This is a genomic window from Janthinobacterium rivuli (assembly GCF_009208735.1).
In the GTDB taxonomy this organism is placed as follows: Bacteria; Pseudomonadota; Gammaproteobacteria; order Burkholderiales; family Burkholderiaceae_D; genus Janthinobacterium.
Genome location: NZ_WFLJ01000006.1, coordinates 1 through 24438 on the forward strand (window position 1 = coordinate 1; position 24438 = coordinate 24438).

A 24438-nucleotide genomic window follows, 5' to 3' on the forward strand; every position below is an offset into this window, starting at 1 on the left:
CTTTTACCCTACCAACTAGCTAATCAGATATCGGCCGCTCCACGAGCATGAGGTCTTGCGATCCCCCACTTTCATCCTTAGATCGTATGCGGTATTAGCGTAACTTTCGCTACGTTATCCCCCACTCCAGGGTACGTTCCGATATATTACTCACCCGTTCGCCACTCGCCACCAGAGCAAGCTCCGTGCTGCCGTTCGACTTGCATGTGTAAGGCATGCCGCCAGCGTTCAATCTGAGCCAGGATCAAACTCTTCAGTTTAATCTCTGTTACTTTGCCCTTTTACAGGCACCATCATTGCTGATGGGTCGCTCACTCAAAAAACTGACAGGCCACTACTTTCGTAGCGCCTATTTCATTATTTCTTGTGAACATTTGATATTTTAAGTTTGACAGCGATCCGAAGATCACTGCTGCACTTACATCAAATGCCCACACTTATCGACTGTTAATTGTTAAAGAACTGTATTCGGTTACTGCTTTCGCGCTATCGACAAAGCGTTGTGTTTGTCAGCTGCGAAGAAGGAAGAGTATGAAGCATTTCAGCACAATCGTCAACTCCTTCTTTTCTACTACCCAGCCCCGGAAGGCCGTCCCTTTTGTGCCGCAAACTAGTGCGTCTCATTGGGGAGGCGAACTATAGCAAAGCGCCCCGCCAGTAGCAAGGCTTTTCCCGGGTATTTGCGGCCAACTGCTACAATTTCGCCCCCTCAACGCACATCCGCGTCCATCCATAGAAGATTCACCATGAAACAACAAGCTCAAGGATCAGGCCTGACCCTGAAACGAGCTGGCTTTACCACTGGCTTCGGCGTGCTCGCCGCCACCCTCGGTTCCGCAGTCGGTCTCGGCAATATCTGGAAATTCCCCTACCTGACGGGCGCCAATGGCGGCGCCGGCTTTCTGCTCATCTATCTGCTCGCTACCTTATTAGTGGGACTGCCCGTGATGATCGCGGAAATCACCTTGGGGCGCCGCGCCAAGGTCAATCCTATCTCGACCATGGAACAGCTGGCACCGAAGGGCAAGCCCTGGTGGCTGGTGGGGGTGATCGGCATGATCGCCGCCTTCCTGATCGTCGCGTTCTATTCGGAGGTGGTGGGCTGGGTGTTTGCGTATATTACCAAGGCCATCGACGGCTCCATCCTCAGCAGCGACAAGCTGGTGACGGAAGCTGCCTTCGCCTCCCTCATCAGCAATCCATTGCAATCGCTCTTGTGGCAATGGGGCGTGCTGCTGTTTATCGGGGGCATATTGATGCTGGGCGTGACCAAGGGCATCGAAGCGATCGCCAAGAAGCTGATGCCGCTGCTATTCCTGCTGTTGCTGCTGCTGTGCGCGGTCAGCCTGTCGCTGGACAAGGCCGGCGAAGGCCTGGCGTTTCTGTTCCGTCCTGATTTTTCCAAGCTGACGGCGTCCGTCGTGCTGACGGCCATGGGCCTGGCCTTCTTTAAACTGTCCGTCGGCATGGGCACGATGATGACCTACGGCAGTTATTTCCGCGACGACCAGAATATCCCCGTCACCACCTTGCGCGTGATGGCGGCCGACCTCGGTGTGTCCATGCTGGCCGGTATCGCCATCTTCCCCGCCGTGTTCACGTTTGGCTTCGCCCCCAGTGCGGGACCGTCACTCGTGTTCATCACCATCCCGGCCGTGTTCTCGCAAATTCCCGTGGGACAAGTCCTGATGGTGGTGTTCTTCATCCTGGCGGCCGTCGCCGCCACCGGCGCGATGCTGTCGCTGATGGAGGTGCCCGTGGTGATTTTTCATGAACGCTTTGGCTGGACACGCACCAAAGCCACCGTCGTGACCATGCTGCTGCTGGCCGTGCTCGGTTCCGTGTGCGCCCTGAGCAACAGCACGCTGGCGGACTTCCAGCTGTTTGACTTGAATATGTTTGATCTGTTCGACTTTGTCTCGTCAAATATCTTCCTGCCCGCGGGCGGCATCGCGATTGCCTTGTTTACCGGCTGGGCCTGGGGCAAGGACCATTTCATCGAGGCGATCAGCAATCACGGGCAATTGCAGAACAGAACACTGGCGCACGTGCTGCTGTTCCTGCTGCGCTTTGTCTCGCCCGTATTGATCCTGATCGTGATGCTGAAAGGCCTGAAAGCCTTCTAATCACAGTACCCGGGTGTAGGTCTGGCGCACCAGCACCCGGTCGCCGCAATCGAAATGCCACCATTCGCTGTTGATACCGAAGAAGCCAGCCTGGAACATGGCGTCGCGCAACAAGCGGCGGTGTTCCACGTGCTCCTGCGTAATTTCTCCCTTTTCCAGCAAGACCAGCTCCAGCGCCGGATGCGAGCGCTCACTCAAATCATCGAAGCCCGTACCCATGTCCAGTTCCCGGCCATCCGGGCCGACGATGGTGATGTCGAGCGCCATGCCGAACGAGTGGATCGAGCCGCGCGACGGTTCGGCGATATAGCCGAGCAACTCGGTTCCCTGCAGCGCATCCCACAATTGCTGCTGCACCCGCTGCGGGCGCAGGGCATCGAGCACCAATAGATGGTGATCGGGGCGATGCACGGCCAGCCACGCCACGGCCCGTTCCAGCGCGGCGGCCGCATCGCGGTGCAGCCAGGCGCAATCGATGGGGCTGTATAAGTCGCGGCCGACGAAATTGTCGGGCGTGGCATAGCGCAAGTCGACGGCGATGCCGGCGATGCTGCTCAGGTGGCGAAATTGCGGATCGCTGCCGACCGCTTCCAATTGCAAACTTGCAACAGACATCAAACTCCTCTTTCCAGGCAATTGCGTGCCGCCACGCCGATGCTGTCGGCCAGGCGCCGCGCGCCATGCGACAGCGGCGAATGGCTCGCCGTCAATAAATACAGTTGGATGGGGATGGCTGGCGCCCAGGGACGTCGCTGCAGCCGCTCGGGCGAGCCGGATGCGGCCGTAAACGGGTCGACCACGGCCATGCCGGCGCCCGCTTCCACCAGGGAACGGGCGATTTGATACGTCTGCACCACGGTACTGAAGACGGGATGGATGTCCTGCGCCTCGCAGGCGGCCACCACCAGTTCGCCCAGCGGATCGTTGTCGGCATGGCCGATCAGCTCGCCATTCAGCCCATGCGCCGTCAAGGGCGTGCCGCAATCGGCCGCGTGCCAGGTGCCGGCCGGGGCGATCACCGTCATGACGCCCTGCGCAATCGGTTCGGCCACGATGCCAGGATGGCGCGGGTCTTGCAACGACACGGCCAGGTCCGCTTCCCCCAGGCGTAAGGTATTGACGATCTCGCCCGTGTGGTGGGTGGCCAGCTGGCAACGTGTATGGGGAAAGTCGCGCCGCCATTCCGTCATGGCGAATGGCAAGACGCTGATGGCGAGCGTGGGCGTGGACACCAGGCGGATGGTTTCCACCGCGTGGCCCTTCAGGCTGGCCGCCAGGCGACGGATGCCCAGTAAATCGCGGTTGAGCTTTTCCGTTTCGACAAATAAACGGTGCGCTTCGGGCTTCGGATACAGCTTGCCCCGCACGCGCTCGAACAGCGGCATGCCCAGTTGCAACTCGCAATGCTGCAAGACCTTGGTCACGGCCGGTTGCGAGATATGCAGCACCTGGGCGGCGCCGCTGATGGTGCCAACTTGCATGATGGCGTGAAACACTTCGATATGACGCAGCCGCATGAGCTATTCCTTTACCTTGCCGTGGCCGCCTGGGCCGTCAACGTTCAGCATATAAGAAAAAGTCATGGGCTGGAACGGTCGTGCTACTTTGTTGCAACAGCTGGGGCCGGTGTCGTCAGCACTTCCAGCAGGGCCGCCGTTTCGCCATCCGGCGTGCCGTCGAACAAGGTGTTGCGGTATTTCATCTGGAAGGCGATCAGCACATTGCGCGTCGCTTCATCGAACACGCCCGTATTCGGCGTCGCATAACCGTGCTGCGCCAGCTTCTTCTGGAACCAGACGGCATCCGGCACTTGCTGCTCAAAAATGAGTCGCTGCGCGGCCACACGATTGGCGTCCGGCCAGACGATCAGGCCCGCATCGGCCAGCTGGCGCCAGGGAAACAGCGGACCCGGATCCTGCTTGCGCTGCGGGGCGATCTCGTTATGGCCGAGGATATTTTCCGGCGCGATGTTGTAGCGCGCCTGGATATCTTTCAGCAGGGGAATCAGCTCATCGATCTGCGCCTGCGGGAATGGATACCAGAGACGGCCTTCCGGCGTGTCCTTGTAGCCAGGGTTGACGATCTCGATGCCGATCGAGCTGACATTCAACTGTGTATAAGTCTTCCAGTTACTCACACCCGCGTGATTGGCCTGGCGCGATTCGTCGACCAGCACGTAAAACTTCGGCTTGTCCGTGTCGGTCAGCAAGTAATGGCTGCTGACCACTTGTTCCGTCAGGATCTTGATCGAGCGGGGCAAGTCGCTGACCGTGTAATGGATGACGATGAATTTCACGCGCGGGCTCTGGCTGCGCGCCGTCAAACTGTGGTCGAGGTGCGGCGCCGGCGTGGTACAGGCGGAGAGCAGGGCCACCAGCAGGGCGAGGGCGATTTTTTTCATGAAAGATCCATGTTCGGGTTAATAAAATAGTCAGTCTTTGCCGGTGTCCTGGCTGGCTGCCCGGGCCGCCAGCTTGGCCGCGGCCTCATGCGAACGGGCAACTTTTTGCTCCATCATCAACGATACAGGCAAAGCGGCGCGCATGGCAGCCGCGATGGCCGGGTGCAATTGCGCCGCTCGGCCCGCCAGCACCACGGGACGGGGGCCGTAACGCGCCGTCAGGGCCAGCGCCAATCTTGCCAATTCCCGCCCCGCGCGCTGCAAGATGTCCAGCGCCAGCGGATCGGCATCCGCACTGGCGGCCACAGCCAGCGCCAGCCGGCCGATGGCGCCCCGGTCCTGGCCGTACATGAAGGCACGCGACAGCGACCAGTCGCTGCCGCCCAGTTGCGCAAACACGGCCTGGGCCATGGGCGACCCATGCCAACTGCCGGGCGCCTCGTCTTCGCGGCGCCAGATGTGGCGCAAGGCTTCGCGCGCGATCCAGTAACCGCCGCCGCCATCGTCAAGCAGCACGCCGCGCCCGCCCGCGCGGTGAAAGCCGCCATCCGCATCGATCCAGGCGGCGATCGAACCCGTACCAGCGTAGACCAGATAGCCCTGACCTGGTTCAAAGCTGTCGCGATAGGCGATCTCGATATCGTTGCCGACACTGACGTCGGCAGTGTCCAGCCCCAGCAGGGTGGCCAGCGTTTGCGCCAAGACAACATCGTCGCCGCCAAAGCCCGTCAAGCCCGCCACCACGGCACGCGGCCGGCCGACGGCCAGCACGGCCTGGCACAGCCGGGTAAACGTGGCGTGCACGACTGCGCGGCCCGCATCGCTGCTCATTTGCAAGGCAGACAAGCCTTCCACGACGCCGTCGGCCACGATGGCGCCGCCGACGTTGGCTAGGGCCCAGCGCGTCTGCGTGCCGCCCGCGTCGATGCCCAGTCCGAGCACGGCGGTGTCAGTATTGCTTGCAGGGATGGAAATCATGGCATGAGTGTAAAGCCAAGCGGAGCTGGCAGGCATGAAAGCTTGCGCATGTTTCATGCCTGCAGGTTATGGACTAGCGGTGATCCATTACTGGGCGGGGGCCATAAACGGTGCGCGCACGGTGACGCGGGGGCTTTCATTGCCGAGGCGATCCACGGCGCTGACCACCACCGCGTTGACTTTACCAACGGCATCATCAACCAGGGTCAGCTCGCTTTGCATGCCCGTGACCACGCTAAAGCGCCAGTCTTCGCCGTAGCGGGCCCAGACGGCATATTGCGCCACGGCTTTGCCGCCGCCCGCCGTCAACTTGACGTTCAGGCTGGTGGAATCGCGGCGCAGCGCCAACACGGGCGTACCCGGTGCTTCCTTGCCCAGCCACGGCGTGGCGGGAATCAGGGCAGGGCTTTGATACACGGTCGCCTTGAGTTGCTCGCTGACACCCTTGCGGTTCTGCATCAGGGGCACCATGCTGAAATGTACCTGGCCATTCGCGCCGGGGCGCGTGCGCGTCACTTCGATCTGCTTGATGATCTCTTGCGGCGTGAAAGACTTGGCGGAATTGTCGATGCGGCTCGTATACAAACCCGGCCACACGTGGCGGCCATACGGGTTTTGCGCCAGCCAGTAGTCGAGCAGTACGCCAAACGCTTGCGGCGCCTGCGCCACGGGCCAGTACAGCTGCGGCGACAGATAATCGAGCCAGCCCTTGGCCAGCCACAGTTCCGCATCCGCATACAATTTATCGTACTGGCTGAAGCCGACGATGCCGGCAGGGCGGCGGTCGGGACGGCCGATGCCGAACGGGCTGATGCCGAAGCGCACCCAGCTCTTTTCCCGGTGGATACCTGTGTATAACGCTTCGATCAGCTGGTTGACGTTCTGGCGACGCCAGGAAGCGCGGTCCAGTTGGCCGCCGGCCAGCAGATATTGCTGCCAGGAAGGCTCATCAGGAAACGGCAGTTCGCGCTTGGCGCCGCCATTGCCCGCGTCCAGCGCGGCTGTTTCGGCGCCCGCACCGGCGCCAGGCGCATCGATCGGATACGGATAAAAGTAATCGTCGATGTGCACGCCATCGATATCGTAGCGGCGCACCACGTCGAGCACCACGTCCGTCGTGTGCTTGGAGGCGGCGGCGTCGCCCGGATCCATCCACAGGTAGCGGCCGTATTGCTTGACGGATGCCGGATTGGTGGACGCGAAACTGTCGCGCGCCAGCGGCGACTTGGCCGTCGCGTGGCGGGCGCGATAGGGGTTGAACCAGGCGTGCAATTCCAGGCCCCGCGCATGCGCCTGCGCCACCCAGAAGGCCAGCGGGTCATACAGGGGCAACGGCGGCTGGCCTTGCTTGCCGGTCAGATATTCCGACCACGGCTCCAGCTGCGACGGGTAAATCGTGTCGGCGCTGGGCCGTACCTGCAGCACGATCGCGTTCAGATTCAGGGACTTGGCACGGTCGAGGATGGCGATCGCCTCGGCTTGTTGCTTGGCGACCGGCAAATTGCTGCGGCTGGGCCAGTCGATATTGGCGACCGTCGACACCCAGGCGGCGCGAAATTCGCGCGGCGCCGCCGGCGGCACTTCGCCCGTGATGTGCTGCACGGGCGGCACGGCCGGCAAACCCGCTTCGCCCGGCGTCACCGCGGAAGGCATCCTGGTGCTGGTACAGCTGCTGAGCAATGTGGCGGTGGCCAGCGCGGCCAGCACGCCGGTGGTGGCGCCCAGGCGTTTTTTGAAAGTAGTCAACAAAACAATTCCTTGCAGTGGTGAAGCGCAGGTCTATCGGTGCGGGCATTTTACTGTGCCCCCGCCATCCTTGCGGGCGCACGGTTCAAAAGAATCAGGCCTCGGCCTTCTTGCCGAATTCGGGATCGATCTTGACCAGCGCGGCCATGATGAAAGCGGGAATCGTGGCGATGCACACCCAGATGAAAAAGTGCTGGTAGCCGAGCATTTGCTGTATCCAGCCGCTGGCCATGCCCGGCAACATCATGCCCAGGGCCATGAAACCCGTGCAAATGGCGTAATGGGCCGTTTTATGTGCGCCATCGGACACCATGATCATATACAACATATAGGACGCGAAACCGAAGCCATAGCCGAACTGCTCCAGCGCAATGCCCCCGGCGATCACATAGATGCTGCTGGGCAAGGCGCTGGCCAGGTAAACAAAGACCAGGTCGGGCAAGTGGACGGACAGCACCATGATCCACAAACAGCGTTTCAAGCCGAAACGGGAAATGATGAAGCCGCCCAGCAAGCCGCCCAAGGTCAGGGCGATCACGCCGATGGTGCCGTAGACGAGGCCCACCTGTTCCGTGCTCAGGCCCAGGCCACCCTTGGCGACGGGGTCGAGCAGGAAGGGCGCGGCCAGCTTCAACAGTTGCGCTTCGCCCAGGCGGAACAGCAGCAAAAAGCCCAGGATGACGAAAATATCCTTCTTCTTGAAGAAGGCGGCAAAGGTGGCGATGAATTCTTGCAACGGAGAAATACCGGCGTCCTGGATGCTGGGGCGATCCTCCGCAGGCTTGGGCAAGACAAAATAGTGATACAGGAAGAGGGCGATGAACAGGCCCGCCAAAATGGCGAACACGACGGACCAGGCCAGCTGCACATTGCCCGTCGCATGCGTCAGGTAGCCGGCCAGATACACGAGGCCGCCCTGGCCGGCGATCATCGCCAGGCGGTAAAACGTGCTGCGCACGCCAACGAAGGCTGCCTGCTGGTGCTCTTCCAGGCCCAACATATAAAAGCCGTCGGCGGCAATGTCATGCGTGGCGGAACTGAAGGCCATCAGCCAGAAGATGGCCAGGCTGATCTGGAAAAAGTGGGGCAGCGACGTCGTCAGGGCCACCAGCGCCAGCGCGGCGCCGATCACCAGCTGCAAGCCGACGATCCAGAAGCGCTTGGTGCGGTACATGTCGATGAAGGGCGACCACAGGGGTTTGATGACCCACGGCAAGTACAGCCAACTGGTATACAGCGCGATATCCGTATTGGAAAAACCGTAGTTCTTGTACATGATCACGGACAAGGTCATGACCACGACATAGGGGATGCCCTGGCCGAAATACAGGGAAGGGATCCACAGCCACGGGGTTTTCGCGCGCGCCGCAGCGGTTTGTTTCACTAGCTCCATACATCCTTCTTTGTCTCCCAGACAGAAGAATGCCGCGCCATCGGATCACGCCGCCAGTGCCGCCCGCACACTGCCGTCCGCGCCGGCCAACAATGCCTGTGCCTGGTTTGTGTTGATTTTTTTTATCAAGGCAACAATCGCCACCTTGACGTGATAGTGGCATTGCTCCAGCACGGCCTTGGCCTGCACTTCGCTGGCGCCGGTGGCATGCATGGTCAGACGCACCGCCCGCCAGATCAGCTTGGCGTTGGTCGGCTTCAAGTCTACCATCAAGTTTCCGTACGTCTTGTGCAAACCGACCATCAAGGCGCTGGAAATCGTGTTCAAGGTGATTTTTTGCGCCGTGCCCGCTTTCAAACGCGTGCTGCCGGAAATGACTTCCGCGCCTGTGTCGAGCACGATGCCGCATTGCGCCTCGTGCGCCACGGGCGCATCCACATTGTTGGCGATGCCGATGGTCAAGGCGCCGGCCTTGCGCGCGGCCAGCAGGGCGCCCAGCACGTAGGGCGTGGCGCCGGACGCGGCCAGCAGGATCACCACGTCGTTGATCTGCGGCTGCAGGGCCAGCAAGTCCGCCTCGCCTTGCTGTAAATCATCTTCCGCACCTTCGACGGCCACAAACATGGCGCCCGCGCCGCCGGCCAGGATGGCGACGGCCCGCTCGGGCGGCCAGGAAAACGTGGGGTTCAATTCAACGCTGTCGAGTACGCCCAGGCGTCCCGACGTGCCCGCACCCACATACAGCAGGCGTCCGCCGGCCGCGATGCGGGGCAGGGCGGCCGTGATGGCGGCGGCGATGTCGGGCGACGCCAGCCGCACGGCTTCGACGGCCCAGAACTGGTCATCGACCAGCGCCGCCACCAGTTGCTCCACGGGATACAGGTCCAGATCCGGATGCCGCCGGCTCGGGGTTTCAGTTTTCAACATGATTTCAGTACATGGTTGAAGGTGAAACCAGTTTAATACCAACGAGCGAGATCAACCATGAAAGCTTGGCGGGCGGGCATAACGGGAGCTTATGGGTCGTGCAGGGGCAACCTGTTTGTGCCAAATCCCAATACAGCCAGTACCCTGCTGTCGACAGTATATGCCGCACCAGCGAGCTCGTAGGGATCACGTGGCCAGGAACAACCGCTTTGCCTTACATTTCAGCCGCCGGCTCGGCGGTAGTTAGCTTCACGTACTGAACGTTAAGAGTCTTCACGTCCTGGTACCGAAGCACGAAAGAGTCGCCATCAATGTTGTAGAACCGCTCCTCGCTGGCGCCACCTTCCTGTGAAGCCATACTCTTATCAGCACTCAACGGACGTCTTGCCACTCCCTGCAAGATCATGCGTTTCTCAACAAGGAATCGCCGGTATACAAGGCCTATCCCTTTTCGGCGGAATTGTGAAGTTATGACGAACAGAGCCGGATGCGCTGCAAGGCGCCCGATGCGACGCAGTGCGGGCACTGCCAGCAGCGGGCAACGCCGCAGGGCGCCGGTTATGGAAGTCAGAAATCACAATAATTTATTGCGACCTACTTAGTGACCGGCATGAGCTGGGAGTCGTCCGTCGGCGTGGCGGAATCCATGATCCGCCTGCTCGAGCAGTAACTTTATGGCGCGCGACGCATTTCCGCGACGAAGTCGTAATGATCGCTGCGGCAATACGAATGCGTCAGTTCCACCGCTTCGCCCGACTCCAGGTAAGCGATGCGCGTGATGAACAGCACGGCCTGGCCATCGGGGATGCCCAGCTGCTTGGCCAGCACGTCCGTCGCATTCATGGCGCGGATGTGCTGCAAGGCGCGCACGGGGGCCTTCTTGATGCTGCTCAAGTATTCATACAGCGAATCGCCCATGGCGGCCGGGTCCGGCACCACGCTGAAGGGCAGCACACTCACCTCATACGCCATCACCACGTCGTCGGCCAGGCGCAAGCGCTCCAGCCGGGCCACTTTCGTATTCTGCGCCAGCCCCAGGCTCAGCTGTTCATCGCTGCTGGCGATGACGACTTCGCGCTTGAGCCAGCGCGAGCCGGGACGGTAGCCGCGCTGCTGCAACTGCTCGGAAAAGCTCGACAGGTTCGACAGCGGCTGCTCGATGCGCGGGGCAATATAGTTGCCCGAACCACGGCGGCGCACGACGAGGCCTTGCTCGACGAGCTGGTCGATGGCCTTGCGGGCAGTCACGCGCGATACGTCAAGCAGTTCGGACAGGGTACGTTCAGAGGGCAGGGCCTGGTCTACCTGGTAGCGGCCGTTGCGTACGTCATCGCTCAGCTTGCGGGCGATCTGCATATATAAAGGCGAATTGTCATTTAAATCGACCTTGAGTTCTACGCTGGTCTGGCTCATACAGTTCTCCTTGTCCTCCTAGTGTAATAGCGATGGCGCTTGCGCGTAGCCCGTCCACCCATGAATAAATGGAAAATGACCATAAATAACGGTTATACACTTAAAAAAACGATGTTTTACCGTACGTATAGCTTTGCATTATAGATAAATAAGCAATTTTCATTAGCGTCGTCAAGCATCCCGCCCTATGCTGGCAAGGCGTCCATCCACCATGACACAGGGAAAGCATGATCAACAAAATGACGGGATTACTGGGCTTGCTGTTGCTGGGGACGACCTGGACCGCCTTGGCCGCCCCGCCCGGCAGCGGCACTGAGCTGCGCGGGCCACACGACCAGCAGCGCGCGCTCGATGCGGCGCTGGCCGCCATCGTCGACGACCCCGTGCATCCGCTGGCCAGCCTGTCCGTGCTGGCCATCCGCCAGGGCAAGGTGTCGTATCAACAACAATTCGGCTACCGGCACATCGGCGCGACGCCGGCGGACAGCTTGCCCGTGACGCCGGCCACCCTGTTCCGCATCGCTTCCGTCTCGAAGATGATGACCACGCTGGGCCTGATGCGGCTGGTCGAGCAGGGCAAGCTGAGCCTGGACCAGGACGTGGGCATCTATCTGGGCTTTTCCCTGCGCAACCCGCACTTTCCCCAACAAGCCGTGACCCTGCGCAGCCTGCTCAGCCACACTTCGTCCTTGCGCGACACGGGCGGCTACGCCTGGGGCCCCGAGCGCAGCCTGCGCGACGTGTTTACAGCCGGCGGCGACAGCATGTGGGATCACGCCGCGGCGCCCGGCAGTTACTTTACATATTCCAACCTGAACTGGGGCGTGATCGGCACCGTGATGGAAAAAGTCACGGGCGAGCGCTTCGACTTGCTGATGCGGCGCCTGCTGCTCGATCCCCTCGACGTGCGCGGCGGCTACCATCCGGCGGCCTTCTCGGCGGACGAGGTGGCGAACACGGCCACCCTGTACCGCAAGCGCACGCTGGACACGGAACAGTGGCGGCCAGCAAGCCCCTGGATCGCCCAGGTCGACGATTTTCACCAGCGTCCACCCGCCGCGCCGGCCGGCCTCGAACGGTATGTGATCGGCAGCAACGCCACCGTCTTCAGTCCCACGGGCGGCTTGCGCATTTCCGCCGCGGGACTGGGCACGGTCATGCAGATGCTGCTCGACGGTGGCCGCCACCAGGGTAAACAACTCTTGCAGCCGGCCAGCATCGCCCTGATGTTTGGCCGCCAATGGCAGTTGGCGCCCGATGCCCACAATGGCGACAGCGAGCGGGGCCTGTACCGCACCTGGGGCCTGGGCAACCAGCAATTCGATGCGCAGGCGGGGCAGGGCAACGGCCTGGTCGAGGGCGCCAGCTTCACGGCCGTCGGCCACCTGGGCGACGCGTATGGCCTCGTCTCCGCCTTCGTGCTCGATGTGAAGAACAAGAACGGCATGGTGATGCTGGTGGGCGGCACGGGCAGCGATCCGGAGCGCTATCCGGGCACGTATTCCGCCATGGGGCGCAGCGAGGAATTGATACTCACCACCCTATACCGTGGTGCGATTGACAAGCATGAATAGTTTGCACTGAAACAGTGCATTCCTGAAAGTTATGGCTGCACCATGATGTTTCATTGGCTCCCCGACCGGCCAGCCTCTAAGCTCTTCCCGAATGCTCCCGCACCATGGGAGCGCAACGCAGCGAGGCAACATGCAGCAACAAGTCATCATCATCGGCGGCGGCGTCGTCGGTCTGACATCGGCCTGGTGGCTGGCCGAGGCCGGCTACAAGGTCACCTTACTGGAACGCAATGAACAGGTGGCGATCGCCGCCAGCTACCGCAATGGCGGCCAGCTCAGCTATCGCTATGTGGCGCCGCTGGCGGACGCGGGCGTGCCCTTCAAGGCCCTGCAGTGGCTGCTGCAGAAAGATGGTCCGCTGCGCTTCCGGCCCGAAGCGGACTGGCGCCAATGGCGCTGGATGGCCAGTTTCCTGCGCAATTGCAATGCCGCCAGCAATGCCCGCACGACGGCCAAGCTGCTGCAACTGGGAGAATGGAGCCGCGCCGGCATGGCGCAGCTGGAATTGAGCGTGCCGCCGCAAGCGTATGCCTGGCGTGACGCGGGCAAACTCATCGTCTACCGCACGCCCGCCATCTTTCAGCGCGCCGTGGCGCGGCCCGAATCGGAAGAGGCGCGCATCGTGCTGTCTCCTGCGGAGGCCGTGCAGCGCGAACCGGCGCTGGCCGCCTTGCAGGGTGCCCTGGCCGGCGGCATCTTCACGCAAGGCGAGGCGGTGGCCGATTGCCACGCCTTTTGCCTGGCCCTGGAAGCGCGCCTGCTGCAGCACCCGAATTGTTCGCTGCTGTTGAAAGGCGAGGCGCGGCGCCTCGTCACGCACAAGGGCAGGATCACGGGCATCGACACCAGCCTGGGCCTGTTGCAAGCGGATCACTATGTGCTGGCGGCCGGCATCCAGAGCCGCGACCTGGCCGCCACGGCGGGCATCTACCTGCCCCTGTACCCGCTGAAAGGCTACAGCCTGACGGCGCCCATCCGCGCGCAAGACCGGGCGCCCGAGATCAGCATCACGGATTTCGAACGCAAGGTGCTGTATGCGCGCATAGGCGGCGACTTGCGCGTGGCCGCCATGGTCGACATGGTGGGCGCCGACAACAGCATCGATTGGAACCGCATCGCCGGCCTGACGCGGCTGGCGCGCGAAGCCATGCCGCACGGCGCCGATTACGACCAGGCCACGGCCTGGGCCGGCCTGCGCCCCGCCACGCCGAACAGCGCGCCGCTGGTGGGCGCCAGCAAAGTCGCCAATCTGTGGCTCAACGTGGGCCACGGCCCGCTGGGCTTTACGTTTGCCGCCGGCACGGCGCGCATCCTGGCCGACCTGATGCAAAACAAGGCGCCGCCGTTCGCGCTGGACTTCCTCAGCCCGAAAACATAGCAGGCCACGGCGGCGCGCACGCGCCACCGCCGATATGGCGGATAATTGCGGAACTTTCCTGTTCCCCTATCCGCTACCGCATGCCCACACCCTCGACATCTGCCGCCTGCCCCTGTGGCGGCGCCTCCTACGCCAGCTGCTGCGGCCCGTACATCGCGGGCGATGCCTTGCCGCCCACGGCCGAAGCCCTGATGCGCTCGCGCTACACGGCGTTCACCTTGCGCGACGAGCCCTATCTGAGGGCCACCTGGCATGCCAGCACCCGTCCCGCCGATGCCTTGTTTGCCGAAGAAGAAAAAGTTCACTGGCTGGGACTTGAGGTAAAATCTGCTTTACGTTTACGTCAACGTAAAGCAGAATCAGCAGATCAAACCGAAGAGATGAACCGCGACACCGTCGAATTCGTGGCCCGCTACAAGGTCAACGGCCGCGCGCACCGCCTGCATGAAGTGAGCCGCTTCGTGCGCGAGGCGGGCGAGGGCGGTGATGGCGCGCTGCGCTGGTTTTATCTCGACGGCAGTTTTCCCGAATAGCGCGACCCGAGAGACCGGGCGATAATAAAAAGGAACCGCAATGCCGCACATCGAAAGCAAACTCAATCCGCGCAGTGAAGATTTCAAGGCCAATGCCGCGGCCATGCAAGCCATCGTCGACGATCTGCGCGACAAGGTCGAGAAAATCGCGGCCGGCGGCGGCGAGGCGGCGGCCGCCAAGCACCTGGCGCGCGGCAAACTGCTGCCGCGCGACCGCGTGCAGATGCTGCTCGATCCCGGCACGCCCTTCCTCGAGTTTTCCCAGATGGCAGCCTACGCCATGTACCAGGACGCCAACGGCGTCGATGCGGCGCCCGCCGCCGGCATCATCACCGGCATCGGCCGGGTCTCGGGCCAGGAATGCGTCATCGTCTGCAACGACGCCACCGTCAAGGGCGGCACGTATTACCCGATGACGGTGAAAAAGCATTTGCGCGCCCAGGAAATCGCCGACCAGAACAACCTGCCCTGCATCTATCTGGTCGACTCGGGCGGCGCCAACCTGCCGAACCAGGACGACGTCTTCCCCGACCGCGACCATTTCGGCCGCATCTTCTACAACCAGGCGAACCTGTCGGCCAAAGGCATCCCGCAGATCGCCGTCGTGATGGGCTCTTGCACGGCGGGCGGCGCCTACGTGCCGGCCATGAGCGACGAATCGATCATCGTCAAGGAACAGGGCACGATTTTCCTCGGCGGCCCGCCGCTGGTGAAAGCGGCGACGGGCGAAGTGGTGACGGCCGAAGACCTGGGCGGCGGCGACGTGCACACGCGTTTGTCCGGCGTGGTCGACCACCTGGCGCAAAATGACCTGCACGCGCTGTCGCTGGCGCGCACCATCGTCTCGAACCTGAACCGTACAAAACCGCAGCAGATGGCCTTGCGCGAGTCCGTCGAGCCGAAATACCCGACGCAGGAACTGTATGGCGTGATCCCCGTCGACACGCGCAAACCGTTCGACGTGCACGAGGTGATCGCGCGTATCGTCGACGGCAGCGATTTCGACGAATTCAAGGCCCGCTACGGCACCACGCTGATCTGCGGTTTCGCGCATATCTATGGCGTCAAAGTCGGCATCATCGCCAACAACGGCATCCTGTTCTCCGAATCGGCCCTGAAAGGCACGCATTTCATCGAATTGTGCTGCCAGCGCAAGATCCCGCTCGTCTTCCTGCAAAACATCACGGGCTTCATGGTGGGCCGCAAGTATGAAAACGAGGGCATCGCCCGCAATGGCGCCAAGATGGTGACGGCCGTGGCCACGGCTAGCGTGCCGAAGTTCACCGTCATCATTGGCGGCAGCTTCGGCGCCGGCAATTACGGCATGTGCGGCCGCGCCTTTTCCCCCCGTTTCATGTGGATGTGGCCGAATGCGCGCATTTCCGTCATGGGCGGCGACCAGGCGGCTTCCGTGCTGGCCACCGTCAAGCGCGACGGCATCGAAGGCAAGGGCGGGCAGTGGAGCGCGGACGAGGAAGCGGCCTTCAAGCAGCCGATCAAGGAGCAATACGAACACCAGGGCCACCCGTATTACGCCACCGCGCGCCTGTGGGACGATGGCGTGATCGACCCGGCCGACACGCGCATGGTGCTGGGCCTGGGCCTGTCGGCGGCGCTCAACGCGGAAATCCCGGACACGAAGTTCGGCGTGTTCCGCATGTAAGCGGCATTCAGGGAGAAGATCATGGAATTTGAAACCTTAAAGCTGGTCATCGAGGGCAATGTCGCCACCGTGACCCTGAACCGCCCCGACGTGCGCAATGCCTTCAACGAGACGACGATCGCCGAACTGGCGCGCGCCTTCGAGGGACTGGGACGCAGCGACATGGTGCGCGCCATCGTGCTGGCCGCGAACGGCGCTGCCTTTTGCGCCGGTGCGGACCTGAACTGGATGAAGAAGATGGCCGGCTACACGCATGCCGAAAACCAGGCCGACGCGCTGCAGCTGGCGCAGATGCTGCGCACGATTTACCTGTGTCCCAAGCCCGTGGTGGCGAAGATCCAGGGCGACTGTTATGCGGGCGGCATGGGCCTGGTCGCCGCATGCGATATCATTCTGGTTGCGGAAGACGTGCATTTCTGCCTGAGCGAAGTGCGGCTGGGACTGATTCCCGCCACTATTTCACCGTATGTCATCAAGGCCATGGGCGAAAACGCGGCACGCCGCTATTTCCTGACCGCCGAGCGATTCTCCGCTCAGGAAGCGCTGCGCATCGGCTTTGCCCACGAGGTAGTCGAGGCAGGCGCGCTGGACGCGAAAACGGCCGAGGTACTGAAAGCGCTGACGGGCAACAGCCCGCACGCCGTGGCGCAAGCGAAAACGCTGGTGCGCGAAATCGTCGGCCAGCCCGTCACGGATGCGCTGCTGGCGGACACCGCCGAGCGCATCGCGCAAATCCGCGCCTCGGAGCAGGGACGCGAAGGCGTGCAATCGTTCCTCGACAAGCGCAAGCCGGGTTGGCTCATGGGCTAGTTAATAGTCCACAGCTCATGGACTAAGAATATCATTGGAGCAGTTTTGAAAGCAGAAAAACAATCGGGCTGGGTCGAACGCAGTCTGCGCAGCGTGTGGCACCCTTGCACACAGATGCAGCACCACGAGACGGTTCCCCTCATCCCCGTCAGCCACGGCCGCGGCGCCTGGCTGTATGACCACGAAGGCCGACGCTACCTGGACGCCATCAGCTCCTGGTGGGTGAACCTGTTCGGCCACGCGAATCCGCGCATCAATGCGGCACTGAAGGACCAGCTGGACCGCCTGGAACACGCGATGCTGGCCGGTTTCACGCATGAACCGGTGATCGAACTGTCGGAAAAACTCTCCGCCTTGACGGGCGGCGTGCTCGGTCACAGTTTTTACGCGTCCGACGGGGCCTCGGCCGTGGAAATCGCCCTGAAAATGAGTTTTCACGCCTGGCGCAACAGTGGCAAGAGTGACAAGCAGGAATTCGTCTGCCTGAAGGGCAGCTACCACGGCGAAACCATCGGCGCGCTGGCCGTCACCGACGTCGCCCTGTTCAAGGATGCCTACGGCCCCTTGCTGCGCGCATCAACGACGGTAATGTCGCCCGACTTCCGCCAGGCGGCCGAGGGCGAGTCCGCCCAGGACGTGGCGCGCCGCGCCGCCGCCGACGTCGAACGCCTGTTCCAGGAAAAAGCGGACAAGATCGCCGCCATCATCATCGAACCATTGGTCCAATGCGCCACCGGCATGGCCATGCACGACCCGCTGTACCTGTCGCTGGTGCGCGCCCTGTGCGACCGCTACCAGGTGCACCTGATCCTCGACGAAATCGCCGTCGGCTGCGGCCGCACGGGCACCTTCTTCGCCTGCGAACAGGCCGGCATCTGGCCCGACTTCGTCTGCCTGTCGAAAGGCATCAGCGGCGGCTACCTGCCCCTGTCCCTGGTGATGACGCGCGACGACATCTATCAAGCCTTTTACAGCACCGACGTGCGCCGCGGCTTCCTGCATTCGCACTCGTACACGGGCAACCCGCTGGCCTGCCGCGCCGCGCTGGCGACGCTTTCCATCTTCGAGGAAGACGATGTACTGGCGGCCAACCGCGTGCGCGCCGACAAGATCACGCAAGCGCTGGCGCCGCTGGCGCGGCATGACAAAGTCAAACACTTCCGCCAGCAGGGCATGATCTGGGCCTTCGACGCGGTCGACGCGGCGCCCGACTTTTCGCGCCGCTTCTTCAGCACGGCGCTGGAACACGAACTCCTGATGCGCCCCATCGGCTCCACCGTCTACCTGATGCCGCCGTACATTCTCGACGACGCGGAAATCGCGGGCCTGGGCCAGCAGACCCTGGCCGTCTTCAATCATGTGATCGGAGCCTGAGATGGAACTGATCGCGCGACTACAACAGCAGCTGCAAGGGCTGGAAGAGCGCAGCCTGATCCGCCGCCGCCGCACCGTCGACACGCCATGCGCGCCGCGCCTGACGGTCGATGGCCGCGCCATGCTGGCCTTTTGCAGCAATGACTACCTGGGCCTGGCGTCGCATCCGCGCATCGTCGCCGCGCTGCAAGAGGGCGCCGACCTGTATGGCGCCGGCAGCGGCGCTTCGCACCTGATCAGCGGCCATAGCCGCGCCCACGCGCAGCTGGAAGAACGGCTGGCGACTTTTGTGGGCGCCAACCTGGAAAACGCCCGCGCCCTGTATTTTTGCACCGGCTACATGGCCAACCTGGCCGTGTTGACGGCCCTGTCGGCGGGCGATGCGGACGCGGAGATTTTCTCGGAAGCGCTGAACCACGCCTCGCTGATCGACGGCACGCGCCTGGCACGCGTGAAGACGCGCGTGTATCCGCACGCCGACCTCGATGCCCTGGCGGCCCTGCTGGCGGAAAGCACGGCACAAACAAAAATCGTCGTCACCGACAGCGTTTTCAGCATGGATGGCGACCTGGCGCCGCTGCCCGCGCTGCTGGCCCTGTGCGAACGGCACGGCGCCTGGCTGGTAGTCGACGACGCGCACGGTTTCGGCGCGCTGGGAGCCAATGGCCGCGGCGCGCTGGAACACTTCGACCTGCATTCGCCCTACCTCGTCTACGTGGGCACCCTGGGCAAATCGGCCGGCGTGGGCGGCGCCTTTGTATGCGCGCACGAAGCCGTGATCGAGACCCTGATCCAGAAGGCGCGCCCGTACATCTTCACGACGGCGGCCGCGCCCGCGCTCGCGCATGCGCTCTTGGCCAGCCTGGACATCATCGCCGACGAGGAAGGCCGGCAGCGCCGCGCCCACCTGGCGGCGCTGGTGGCGCAATGGAACGACGGGCTGCAGCTGCAACGCTGGCAAGCCTTGCCGTCCGTGACCGCCATCCAGCCCGTCATCATCGGCGAAAATGCGGACATGCTGGCCATCGCCGCCACCCTGTACGAACAGGGCCTGTGGGTCGGCGCCATCCGCCCGCCCACCGTGCCCGTCGGTACGGCGCGCCTGCGCGTGACCCTGTCGGCCGGCCATACAACGCTGGAAGTGGCGCAATTGATCAACGCAGTCAACACCCTGGAAAGGACACGCCATGAGCCTTGATGACCCTATCGTGGCGGAAGTGCTGGCGGACCTGGCGCCGGCCGTGCAGCCGGCTCCGGCCATCGCAGCCCTGCCATCGCGCTTTGCCTGTTTCGTCACCGGCACCGACACGGAAATCGGCAAGACCTTGACCTCGTCGGCCCTGCTGCACGCGCTGGTCGCGCGCGGCGTGCGCGCCTGCGGCATGAAGCCTGTCGCCGCCGGCGCCGAGATGCGCGACGGCGAACTGCATAATGAAGACGCCGACAGCCTGATCGCCGCCGGCAACGTCACCATGCTGCGCAGCCTGACGACGCCCTACATGCTGAAGGAGCCGGCCGCGCCGCACATCGCCGCCGCGCTCGAAGGCGTCAGCATCGAGTCGGTACCGATTCTGGCTGCCTACCTGGAAATCGCCGCAGCCTCGGACGCCGTCGTGGTCGAAGGCGTGGGCGGATTCCGCGTGCCGCTGTCGCCCGGTTTTGATTCGGCCGATCTGGCGCAGCAGCTCGATCTGCCCGTGATCCTCGTGGTCGGCATGCGCCTGGGTTGCATCAGCCAGGCCTTGCTGACGGTGGAAGCCATCGAAGCGCGCGGCCTGACGGTGATCGGCTGGGTCGCCAACACGCTGGAAGTGGAAATGCGCTTCCTCGACGAAAATATCGATGCGCTGATCGAGCGCATCCCGGCGCCGCTTCTGGGCAAGGTGCCGCGCCTGGCGCAACCGAGCGCGGAAGCGGCGGCGGCGTATCTCGATTTCACCGGCTTGCCCAACTGGCCGGCGCAGCATCCAAACACTTAAACGAACTCAAAAATAGAAACGAAGGAATCACATGTCTCACGTCCAAGAAGCAGCAAAAACCGTCGAACTGCACCGCCCCGCGGCGCGCATCACCGTGCCGGAAGCGGCCACCTGGCCCGTCGCCGACGTGCTGGCCCTGTTCGACCTGCCTTTCAATGACCTGATGTTCAAGGCCCAGCAAACCCACCGCGTCAACTTCCCCGATGGCGACGTGGAACTGGCAACCCTGTTGTCGATCAAGACGGGCGGCTGCGAGGAAGACTGCGGCTACTGCCCGCAGGCGGCCCGCTACGACACGGGCGTGGAAGCGAAAAAAATCCTCGACATCGACACGGTGCTCGACGCGGCCCGCCAGGCGAAAGCCAACGGCGCCACGCGCTTCTGCATGGGCGCCGCCTGGCGCGGTCCGAAGGACCGCGACATGGACAAAGTCGAAGAGATGGTGAGCAAAGTGAAAGCGCTGGGCCTGGAAACCTGCGCCACCCTGGGCATGCTGGAAGAGGGACAAGCGGACCGCCTGAAAAACGCGGGCCTCGACTTCTATAACCACAACCTCGATACGGCGCCAGAATTCTACGACAACGTCATCTCGACGCGCGAATACCAGGACCGCCTGGACACCCTGGGCCGCGTGCGCGAAGCGGGCTTGAAAGTGTGCTGCGGCGGCATCGTCGGCATGGGCGAAACGCGATTGCAGCGCGCCGGCCTGATCGCCCAGCTGGCGAACCTGAATCCATACCCGGAATCGGTGCCCGTCAACCACCTGGTACAGGTGGAAGGCACGCCTCTGTATGGCCTGGAAGCGCTCGACCCGTTCGAATTCGTGCGCACGATCGCCGTGGCCCGCATCACCATGCCGAAAGCGCGCGTGCGCTTGTCGGCCGGCCGCCGCCAGATGGGCGAAGCCGTGCAGGCGATGTGCTTCCTGGCAGGCGCGAACTCCATCTTCTACGGCGACAAGCTGCTCACCACCGACAACCCGGAAGCGGAAGACGACCGCACCCTGTTGAACAAGCTGGGCTTGCAGACGCGCGGCGCCATGCTGGACTCGGTGCAGAAAGAGAAGTGCGGCTGCTGATCCAGCCATCGGAATGCGCCCCACCAGGGCGCATTCCTTCATCGCGACACCTCAGATAAAAAACTTCCAGCCACGAGCTGCAAAGAGAGAGACCATGTTCACTAAAATCCTGATCGCCAACCGCGGCGAAATCGCTTGCCGTGTCGCCGCTACCGCGCGCCGCATGGGCATCCAGACCGTCGCCGTGTATTCGGAGGCGGATGCCAACGCCAAGCACGTCACCGTGTGCGACGAAGCCGTCCTGATCGGCCCCGCGCCGGCCAAGGAAAGCTATCTGTGCGGCGACAAGATCATCGCCGTGGCGCTGGCCACTGGCGCGCAGGCGATTCACCCCGGCTATGGCTTCCTGTCCGAAAACGCCGACTTCGCCGACGCCTGCGCCAATGCGGGCCTGGTCTTCATCGGCCCGCCGGCGTCCGCCATGCGCGCCATGGGTTCCAAGTCGGCCGCCAAGTCGCTGATGGAAAAGGCCAACGTGCCGCTGGTGCCCGGCTACCACGGCGAGAATCAGGATGCGGACTTTTTGCACGGGCAGGCCGACAAGATCGGCTACCCCGTGCTGCTGAAGGCCTCCGCCGGCGGCGGCGGCAAGGGCATGCGCGTCATCGACAACAGCGCCGACTTCAAGGCCGCGCTGGCCTCGTGCAAGCGCGAAGCGATCAGCTCTTTCGGCGACGACAAGGTGCTGGCCGAAAAATACCTGTCGCGTCCGCGGCATATCGAAATCCAGGTGTTCGCCGATACCCTGGGCAACTGCATTTATCTGTTCGAGCGCGATTGCTCGGTGCAGCGCCGCCACCAGAAGGTGCTGGAAGAAGCGCCGGCGCCGGGCATGCCGGCGGAGCGCCGCGCCGCCATGGGCGAAGCGGCCGTCGCCGCCGCCAAGGCCGTCGGCTACGTGGGCGCGGGCACGGTGGAATTCATCGCCAACCAGGACGGTTCGTTCTACTTCATGGAGATGAACACGCGCCTGCAGGTCGAGCATCCGGTGACGGAAATGATCACGGGCACCGACCTGGTGGAATGGCAGTTGCGCGTCGCCTTTGGCGAGCCGCTGCCGAAAAAACAGAATGAGCTGGCGATCCACGGCCACGCCATCGAGGCGCGCATCTACGCGGAAAATCCGGAAAAGGGCTTCCTGCCGTCGATCGGCACCCTGCGCCACATGCAGTCGCCATCGGCCGTCACGTTCGAACTGGGTGGCACGGTGGTTCCCGCCGCCGTGCGCATCGATTCGGGCGTGCGCGAGGGCGACGCGATTTCGCCATTCTACGACCCGATGATCGCCAAACTGATCGTCTGGGGCGCGGACCGCCGCGTAGCGCTGGCACGCATGGCGCAGGCGCTGGCGGAATACCAGATCGTCGGACTGGCCAGCAATATCGCCTTCCTGAAACGCCTGGTCGAAGGCCAGGCATTTGCCAGCGCGGACCTCGACACGGGTCTGATCGAGCGCAATCAAGCGTCGCTGTTCCCCGCCCTGCAGGCGGCGCCCGACACGGCCCTGGCGCTGGCGTCCGTCGCCCTGCTGCTGGAAGAAAAAACGGCGGCCGAGGCGCAGTCAAGCAACCGCGCCGACCCGTGGGGCAATGCCCTGGGCTGGCGTTTGAACAGCACCCTGGGACGCTCGCTGGCGTTTGCCGACGAATTCATCCAGGCCGGTGAGGACAAGGCCTATGCCGCGCGCATCGCCTACAAGACGGATGGCTGGCTGTTCAACGGCCAGCCCTTGAGCCTGACGGCGCACACAGGCAATGAGCTGCACATCAAGCTGGGCGAACGTGCCGTGCACGGCACCGTGCTGCGCGACGGCGAGCAATTCCACGTGTTCACCCATGGCTTGCACCACACGCTGCATTACAGCGACCCGATGGCGCATGCGGGCGAGGTGGAAGCGGAAGGCGGCCGCCTGACGGCGCCGATGCCGGGCAAGGTCGTCGCCGTGCTGGTGAACAAGGGCCAGGACGTCAAGAAGGGCGAGCCGCTGGTCATCATGGAAGCGATGAAGATGGAGCACACGATCGCCGCGCCGCACGACGGCCTGGTGGAAGACGTGCTGTATGCGGTCGGCGACCAGGTGGCCGATGGCGCGCCGCTGCTGGCCTTCAAGGCTGCCGCATAGAGGTAAGCACATGCGCATCCTGTTACAACGTTCGGACGGCAAGGAAGCGGCGTGGATCGCCGATTTTAAAGACTTGCTGCCCGAAGCCGAGATCATTGTCTGGCGCGAAGGCGACACGGTGGCGCCATGCGACTACGCCGTCGTGTGGCAGCCGCCCGCCGCCATGCTGCCCGTATTGAGCGACGTCAAAGCCATCTTCAACACGGGCGCGGGCGTCGACGCGCTGTTAAAGTTCGGCGAGGCGCTGCCTGCCCACGTGCCGCTGGTGCGCCTGGACGACGCGGGCATGGGCGTGCAGATGGCCGAGTATGTGAGCCATGCCGTGCTGCGCCACTTCCGCCGTTTCGACGACTACGAGGCGCAGGGCCGCGCCGGCATCTGGCAGCCGCTGCCCGCGTTCGACAAGGGCGATTTCCCCGTCGGCGTGCTGGGCATGGGCGTGCTGGGCACCCGCGTGCTGCAGGCGCTGGCGCAGTTCGAGTTTCCGCTGTGCGGCTGGAGCCGCAGCCAGAAACACATCGACGGCGTGCAGTGCTACGCGGGCGAGGAGGAGCTGGAAGCCTTCCTGCGCGGCACGCGCGTGCTGGTGTGCATGCTGCCACTGACGCCCGACACGCACAACCTGCTCGACCGCGCGCGCCTGTCCATGCTGCGGCCGGGCGCCTACGTCATCAACGTGGCGCGCGGCGCGCATATCGCCGAACCCGATTTGCTGACCCTGATCCGCTCCGGGCATATCGCCGGCGCGACCCTGGACGTGTTCCGCAACGAGCCGCTGCCGCTGCAGCACCCGTTCTGGCAAGAACCGCGCATCACCATCACGCCGCATATTTCGGCGGCCACCCTGCGCCGCGAAAGCGTGGCGCAGATCGCCGCCAAGATGCGCCGCCTGCACGCCGGAGAAGTGGTCGCCGGCATCGTCAACCGTTCGCAAGGATATTGA

At 63.3% G+C, this 24438-nt stretch carries 20 protein-coding genes and 1 rRNA gene; 12 read left to right on the plus strand and 9 right to left on the minus strand.

Annotation, left to right across the window (positions count from 1 at the left end; translation table 11 throughout):
- A 16S ribosomal RNA gene (locus tag GCN78_RS09050) occupies positions 1 to 260 on the minus strand; the annotation flags it as partial.
- 486 nt (positions 261 to 746) lie between these two features.
- Between GCN78_RS09050 and GCN78_RS09055 the strand changes: the two genes are divergently transcribed.
- On the plus strand, positions 747 to 2126 hold the full coding sequence (locus GCN78_RS09055) for a sodium-dependent transporter (protein ID WP_152251430.1): 1380 nt from the start codon (positions 747 to 749) through the stop codon (positions 2124 to 2126).
- Here GCN78_RS09055 and GCN78_RS09060 read toward each other — a convergent pair whose 3' ends face one another.
- The 8 genes from GCN78_RS09060 to GCN78_RS09095 form a co-directional block, all read right to left on the minus strand.
- Positions 2127 to 2741: a M15 family metallopeptidase gene (locus tag GCN78_RS09060; protein ID WP_152251431.1), complete on the minus strand. Its 615-nt coding sequence runs from the start codon at positions 2739 to 2741 to the stop codon at positions 2127 to 2129.
- Positions 2741 to 3643, minus strand: coding sequence for a LysR family transcriptional regulator (locus GCN78_RS09065; protein ID WP_152251432.1), 903 nt, complete (start codon positions 3641 to 3643; stop codon positions 2741 to 2743). The genes GCN78_RS09060 and GCN78_RS09065 overlap by 1 nt, the downstream gene beginning before the upstream one ends.
- Before the next feature lie 83 nt (positions 3644 to 3726).
- The gene (locus GCN78_RS09070; RefSeq protein ID WP_152251433.1) at positions 3727 to 4527 is read right to left on the minus strand and encodes an N-acetylmuramoyl-L-alanine amidase; all 801 of its coding nucleotides are present in this window, start codon (positions 4525 to 4527) and stop codon (positions 3727 to 3729) included.
- Between the two features lie 30 nt (positions 4528 to 4557).
- Positions 4558 to 5505 (minus strand): BadF/BadG/BcrA/BcrD ATPase family protein, encoded by a 948-nt coding sequence (locus GCN78_RS09075; RefSeq protein ID WP_226939547.1) that lies wholly within the window; start codon positions 5503 to 5505, stop codon positions 4558 to 4560.
- A gap of 87 nt (positions 5506 to 5592) precedes the next feature.
- Complete coding sequence (locus GCN78_RS09080; RefSeq protein ID WP_152251435.1) at positions 5593 to 7254, minus strand: glycoside hydrolase family 10 protein; 1662 nt, start codon at positions 7252 to 7254, stop codon at positions 5593 to 5595.
- Positions 7255 to 7345: 91 nt separating this feature from the next.
- Positions 7346 to 8644 (minus strand): MFS transporter, encoded by a 1299-nt coding sequence (locus GCN78_RS09085; protein WP_152251436.1) that lies wholly within the window; start codon positions 8642 to 8644, stop codon positions 7346 to 7348.
- 45 nt (positions 8645 to 8689) lie between these two features.
- Complete coding sequence (locus GCN78_RS09090) at positions 8690 to 9571, minus strand: N-acetylmuramic acid 6-phosphate etherase (protein WP_152251437.1); 882 nt, start codon at positions 9569 to 9571, stop codon at positions 8690 to 8692.
- A gap of 672 nt (positions 9572 to 10243) precedes the next feature.
- On the minus strand, positions 10244 to 10984 hold the full coding sequence (locus GCN78_RS09095; RefSeq protein ID WP_096232721.1) for a GntR family transcriptional regulator: 741 nt from the start codon (positions 10982 to 10984) through the stop codon (positions 10244 to 10246).
- Between the two features lie 227 nt (positions 10985 to 11211).
- Between GCN78_RS09095 and GCN78_RS09100 the strand changes: the two genes are divergently transcribed.
- The 11 genes from GCN78_RS09100 to GCN78_RS09150 all read left to right on the plus strand — a co-directional run bounded on the left by GCN78_RS09100 (position 11212) and on the right by GCN78_RS09150 (position 24438).
- Positions 11212 to 12558, plus strand: coding sequence for a serine hydrolase domain-containing protein (locus GCN78_RS09100; protein WP_226939548.1), 1347 nt, complete (start codon positions 11212 to 11214; stop codon positions 12556 to 12558).
- A gap of 91 nt (positions 12559 to 12649) precedes the next feature.
- A complete protein-coding gene (locus GCN78_RS09105) occupies positions 12650 to 13936 on the plus strand; it encodes a D-amino acid dehydrogenase (protein ID WP_152251438.1) in 1287 nt (428 codons plus the stop codon).
- A gap of 80 nt (positions 13937 to 14016) precedes the next feature.
- Complete coding sequence (locus GCN78_RS09110; protein ID WP_152251439.1) at positions 14017 to 14469, plus strand: YchJ family protein; 453 nt, start codon at positions 14017 to 14019, stop codon at positions 14467 to 14469.
- Positions 14470 to 14509: 40 nt separating this feature from the next.
- A complete protein-coding gene (locus GCN78_RS09115) occupies positions 14510 to 16132 on the plus strand; it encodes a carboxyl transferase domain-containing protein (RefSeq protein WP_152251440.1) in 1623 nt (540 codons plus the stop codon).
- A gap of 21 nt (positions 16133 to 16153) precedes the next feature.
- Positions 16154 to 16942 carry an enoyl-CoA hydratase/isomerase family protein gene (locus tag GCN78_RS09120; RefSeq protein WP_152251441.1) on the plus strand — a complete coding sequence of 263 codons (789 nt, stop codon included), beginning with the start codon at positions 16154 to 16156 and terminating at the stop codon, positions 16940 to 16942.
- Between the two features lie 45 nt (positions 16943 to 16987).
- A complete protein-coding gene (gene bioA, locus GCN78_RS09125) occupies positions 16988 to 18316 on the plus strand; it encodes an adenosylmethionine--8-amino-7-oxononanoate transaminase (RefSeq protein WP_152251442.1) in 1329 nt (442 codons plus the stop codon).
- A gap of 1 nt (position 18317) precedes the next feature.
- A complete protein-coding gene (bioF, locus tag GCN78_RS09130; RefSeq protein ID WP_152251443.1) occupies positions 18318 to 19514 on the plus strand; it encodes an 8-amino-7-oxononanoate synthase in 1197 nt (398 codons plus the stop codon).
- A complete protein-coding gene (gene bioD, locus GCN78_RS09135) occupies positions 19504 to 20295 on the plus strand; it encodes a dethiobiotin synthase (protein WP_152251444.1) in 792 nt (263 codons plus the stop codon). Before bioF ends, bioD begins: the two co-directional genes overlap by 11 nt.
- Positions 20296 to 20326: 31 nt before the next feature.
- Positions 20327 to 21373, plus strand: coding sequence for a biotin synthase BioB (gene bioB, locus GCN78_RS09140; protein ID WP_152251445.1), 1047 nt, complete (start codon positions 20327 to 20329; stop codon positions 21371 to 21373).
- Between the two features lie 94 nt (positions 21374 to 21467).
- Positions 21468 to 23495, plus strand: a complete 2028-nt coding sequence (locus GCN78_RS09145) for an acetyl/propionyl/methylcrotonyl-CoA carboxylase subunit alpha (RefSeq protein WP_152251446.1) — start codon at positions 21468 to 21470, stop codon at positions 23493 to 23495.
- Between the two features lie 10 nt (positions 23496 to 23505).
- Complete coding sequence (locus GCN78_RS09150; protein ID WP_152251447.1) at positions 23506 to 24438, plus strand: 2-hydroxyacid dehydrogenase; 933 nt, start codon at positions 23506 to 23508, stop codon at positions 24436 to 24438.